General features: G+C 63.0%; 5 protein-coding genes. 3 read left to right on the forward strand and 2 right to left on the reverse strand.

Annotated elements, in window-relative coordinates:
- Positions 1–139: 139 nt before the first annotated feature.
- Positions 140–919, forward strand: a complete 780-nt coding sequence (locus tag EN742_RS26300) for a Bax inhibitor-1/YccA family protein (RefSeq protein ID WP_126057427.1) — start codon at positions 140–142, stop codon at positions 917–919.
- Positions 920–1,024: 105 nt separating this feature from the next.
- Complete coding sequence (locus EN742_RS26305; protein ID WP_126057428.1) at positions 1,025–1,603, forward strand: GNAT family N-acetyltransferase; 579 nt, start codon at positions 1,025–1,027, stop codon at positions 1,601–1,603.
- A gap of 161 nt (positions 1,604–1,764) precedes the next feature.
- On the opposite strand, the gene EN742_RS26310 is transcribed toward EN742_RS26305, so the two are convergent.
- Together EN742_RS26310 and EN742_RS26315 are read right to left on the reverse strand one after the other, a co-directional pair.
- Entirely contained in the window at positions 1,765–2,154 is a 390-nt protein-coding gene (locus tag EN742_RS26310; RefSeq protein ID WP_126057429.1) for a DUF2794 domain-containing protein, read from the reverse strand.
- Positions 2,155–2,543: 389 nt separating this feature from the next.
- Positions 2,544–3,317, reverse strand: coding sequence for a thioredoxin family protein (locus EN742_RS26315; RefSeq protein ID WP_126057430.1), 774 nt, complete (start codon positions 3,315–3,317; stop codon positions 2,544–2,546).
- Positions 3,318–3,502: 185 nt separating this feature from the next.
- On the opposite strand from EN742_RS26315, the gene EN742_RS26320 reads away from it, so the two are divergent.
- Positions 3,503–4,231, forward strand: a complete 729-nt coding sequence (locus tag EN742_RS26320; protein ID WP_126057431.1) for a ceramidase domain-containing protein — start codon at positions 3,503–3,505, stop codon at positions 4,229–4,231.
- The last annotated feature ends 3 nt before the right edge of the window (positions 4,232–4,234 follow it).

Consider the following 4,234-nt stretch of genomic DNA (forward strand, 5'->3'; position numbering starts at 1 on the left):
CCGTTACAGCCGGTTACGGTCTTGTCCTTGACGCGAAGAACCATCATATTCCGCGCAGGCATGCTGGAGCCCCTGCCAGCGGCGCCTGGGCCCGAAATGGCCTGACACCGGACGGGGCAGAAGCAACAGAGGAATTCCAATGGCTGATCCCATTCGCAACTACCAGACGCGCGCCGTGCCCGGCGCCCGTGTCGATGCCGACATCGACCAGGGCCTGCGCGCCTATATGATCAAGGTCTACAATCTGATGGGGCTTGGCCTGCTCATCACAGGCCTTGCCGCTATCGGCACGATCATGCTGGCCACCACCACGGACCCGGCCTCGGCGGTCGCCACGCTGCCGAGCGGCGAGATGCTGACCTCGTTCGGCTATGCCATCTTCGGCTCGCCGCTGCGCTGGCTGGTCATTCTCGCCCCGCTCGCCGCCGTGCTGTTCCTGTCGTTCCGCGTCCAGTCGATGAGCGTTTCGGCGGCGCAGACCACGTTCTGGGTCTATGCCGGTCTCGTCGGCCTGTCGCTGTCGTCGATCTTTTTGGTCTACACGACGGCCAGCATCTCGCAGACCTTCTTCGCCACGGCCGCCGCCTTCGGCGCGCTGTCGCTCTATGGCTATACGACCAAGCGCGACCTGACCGCAGTCGGCTCGTTCCTGATCATGGGGCTGTTCGGCCTGATCGTCGCCATGGTGATCAATATCTTCCTGCAGTCCTCGGCGCTGTCGTTCGCGGTTTCGGCGATCGGCGTGCTGATCTTCGCCGGCCTGACCGCCTATGACACGCAGAAGATCAAGGAGATGTATTTCGAGGGCGACGCCACCGACGTCGCCGGCCGCAAGGCCATCATGGGCGCGCTGACGCTTTATCTCGACTTCATCAACCTGTTCATGTTCCTGTTGCAGTTCATGGGCGACCGCCGCTGATCGGCACTGGACCACTGAGTTCACGAAGGGCGGCCCAACGGCCGCCCTTTTCTTTTGTCCGAGCCTTTGCTGTTATGGGAGGCAGATGAACAGTTTGCATAAATTATGAGCAGCATCGCGATCAGAGCCGCAACGACGGCAAACCTCAACCGAATCACGGAAATTTACGCCGATGCAGTGACGCATGGCACCGCAAGCTATGAGCTGGAGCCGCCCAGCCGCGCCGAGATGGGCAGCCGATTCGACAGCCTGGCGGCGGGCGGCTTCCCCTATCTGGTGGCTGAAAGGGATGGCGTCGTGCTCGGCTATGCCTATGCCGGCCCGTTCCGGCCACGCCCTGCCTATCGTTTCGTTGTCGAGGATTCGGTCTATGTCGCGCCCGAGGCCAAGGGCCAGGGTGTCGGGCGTCTGCTGATGCAAGGGCTGATCGAGGCGGCCGAGGCGGCGGGCTTTCGTCAGATCATCGCCGTCATCGGCGACGGCCACGCCGACAGTGCCTCCGTGCGGCTGCACGAGAAGCTCGGCTTCCGCCATTCCGGCCGCCTCGAGGGCTCCGGCTACAAGCACGGACGCTGGCTGGACACGGTGTTCATGCAACTGTCGCTGAATGGCGGGGCAGGACTTTCGCCGGATCCGGATTCGTGGCCGGAGCGGAGGTTCCGTGATGGACTAAGGGGGAAATGAGGAACCGGGGAATTGGAGAACTGAAGAACAAAAGGAAGACGGCGGTTACATCAGGCCCTGAGTGCCTTCTTCCCTAATTCCTCAATTCCTCAATTCTTCAGTTCCTCCTTTCTCCAGTTCTCCAGTTCTCCAGTTCTCCAGTTCCTCTTCGACTTCCCAGCTCAGGCCTCGATAACCTTCAGCTTGGGATCGAAGACGCCGAGCACGCGGCCGAGCTCCTGGCCGCGCTTCAGGATACGGCCGCCGGCGGCGATGACAGAGAATGCGCCCTGGCGGCGCGCCAGCTTCGGGTCCTTGACGATCTGGAACAGCGGCACCTCGCTGGCGCGGCGGAAGACGGAAAAGACGGCCCGGTCGGAGAGATGGTCAATGGCATAGTCGCGCCATTCATTGGCGGCGACCATGCGTCCGTAGAGCCTGAGGATCTGGTCGAGTTCTCGCCGGTCGAAGCGCACCGGCTGGTCGAGGCGCTCGCGTCGGGCCTCATGCAGCGGGATCAATATTGCGGATGCGTCCCCATCCTCCGTCCCACTGCCACCGCGATCGGTCATGCCTCGATCCTTCGAATGAATCTTCGCCCTCAGAAGTTGGCCCGTTCGCCGTGGAATTGCAAGACCCGGCTAAGCATGCCGGAGCCGCGCTGTTTCCGGAACGTCCAGTCACGTTTGCGAACCGCGTGTTGGAATTGGTGATGCTCTGACACATTGTCGCCACAATTTATCCGCGCTCATGCCCCAATGTCCGACGAGTTTACCGGCGTTGCCTGAGACGGTTCGGTCCGGCACCGGCTCGTAAACCCCAAGCCCCCCGCCCACGGGTCTGCGTCGGATCGAACCAACCTCGGTTTTCCGTTGGAAAATCGGGTGCGACGATCCCAAAACCTAAATGACCGGCGTCAGAAGCAAGCTGACGCCGGTTTTTTATTGCTCGAAGGCTGGGGTCAAAGGCGGTCGGGCTTGCGAATAAACGCAGCGCCGAGGATCGGGCCGGGCATGCCATCCTTACCGACCGACTGCAGCAGCACCGCGCAGCCGGCCTTCTTGGAAATCTCGGTCATCGGCAATTCGTAGCGCTGCGCCTTGCCGTGCCACATGCCGGCGATCTGGATGTCGGAGACAGCGTTCCAATAGGTCAGGCGACGCCCGCTGTTCTCGCCCTGGCCGATCTTGATCGTTTGCGGCGGTTCGAAATAGACGATCACCACATGGGCGTCGTTCGGGCCGTTGCCGGCGTCGCCGGCATCGATCATGACGCGGTCGCTGGTGTGGCTGACCGTCACGCCGACGCGCATGCCCTCGCCGGTTCGGTCGAGGCGCACCAGCGTGCCGTCGACTTCCTTGCGGCTGGCGCCGTTGACGTGGCTGCGGCCGTTGATCACGGCTTGCGGCGTGTAGACAGAGCGGCTGCCGAAGGCACGCATATAGTCATACTGCCGGTCGGTGTTTTCCTTGTTGCTCAGCGTGTCCTGCCAGCCGAGATAGTCCCAGTAGTTGACGTGATAGGCGAGCGCGACGATGTCCTGCTTGCCGGCAAGCTCGGCAAAGAACTCATCGGCCGGCGGGCAGGAGCTGCAGCCCTGGCTGGTGAAAAGCTCGACCACGCCTAGCGGTTTGTCGGCCTGGGGCTTTTCGAGCTCGCCTGCCAGCGCCGTGCCGGCACATGCCGACAGCGCCAGCGCGAGTGCCGCGAGCCGCGAGGGTTTTGCAAATGCCATGGCCGTTCCGATTCCCGCCGGTGACGCCGGCCTTGTTCTGATTGCCAAAATATGTGGCAGAAGCGCCGGTCAACGGGAAGTCACGTTGCGGTGAAATTTTCACCGTTGCAAGCACGCGCAGGGCCGCAATAGGAAGGATGCCTGCACTTCACGCCGCGGTTCGATTCGGAGGGCGCATCATCGTCATGTGGCAGACTCTCTTGGCGCCCGTCGACCTTTACTGCGAGCGGACCGGGCCGGAACTTTGGGCCGAGCCGGCCAATGCTTTGACCAATCTTGCCTTTATTGCCGCTGGATTGTGGGGCGTGCGGGAAGTGCGGCGGCATGGGACCGGAACGTTCGCCGCGATTCTGGCCTGGTGGGTGGTGGCGATCGGGATCGGCTCGACGCTGTTCCACACCTTCGCCGTCAAGTTCACGATCTGGGCCGACGTGCTGCCCATCGCCGGCTTCACGCTGGCTTTCACGCTGTTCAACCTGCGCCGGTTTCTCGGTCTGGAGTGGGGCAAGGCGATCGCCGCCTTCGTCGTCTTCTATGCCGCCGCCGGCCTGTTGACCTATGCGGTGCCGGACTGGCTGCGGCAGGCCTCGAACGGCACGACCGGCTACCTGCCGCCGTTCCTGGCGCTTGCCGTCTTTGGCGTATGGACGGCGGCCAGCGGCAGCGGCGCCGGCCGCTATATCCTGGTGGCTTCGGCGATCTTCGTCGTCTCGGTCGGCTGCCGGATGGCTGATCCACTGGTTTGCGCCAGCTTTCCGCTAGGCACGCATTTCCTGTGGCACATCCTCAACGGGCTGATGTTGGGCGTGCTGCTGGCGGCGGTGGCGCGTCAGGGCGCCCCGAAGGGCAGGGGAATAGGGGAGTGCGGTAGCAAGGAAGCAGGGAATAGGGTGAAGCTGGGGCAAACGGCCTAACCT

Origin of the sequence: Mesorhizobium sp. M4A.F.Ca.ET.020.02.1.1, from assembly GCF_004022645.1 — a bacterium.
Classification (GTDB): Bacteria; Pseudomonadota; Alphaproteobacteria; order Rhizobiales; family Rhizobiaceae; genus Mesorhizobium.

What these genes read in the sequence shown, in the direction of transcription:
- EN742_RS26310 (WP_126057429.1), bottom strand. Translation starts at nt 2,154, where the DNA reads ATGACCGATCGCGGTGGCAGTGGGACGGAGGATGGGGACGCATCCGCA.
- EN742_RS26315 (WP_126057430.1), bottom strand. Translation starts at nt 3,317, where the DNA reads ATGGCATTTGCAAAACCCTCGCGGCTCGCGGCACTCGCGCTGGCGCTG.
- EN742_RS26320 (WP_126057431.1), top strand. Translation starts at nt 3,503, where the DNA reads ATGTGGCAGACTCTCTTGGCGCCCGTCGACCTTTACTGCGAGCGGACC.
- EN742_RS26305 (WP_126057428.1), top strand. Translation starts at nt 1,025, where the DNA reads ATGAGCAGCATCGCGATCAGAGCCGCAACGACGGCAAACCTCAACCGA.
- EN742_RS26300 (WP_126057427.1), top strand. Translation starts at nt 140, where the DNA reads ATGGCTGATCCCATTCGCAACTACCAGACGCGCGCCGTGCCCGGCGCC.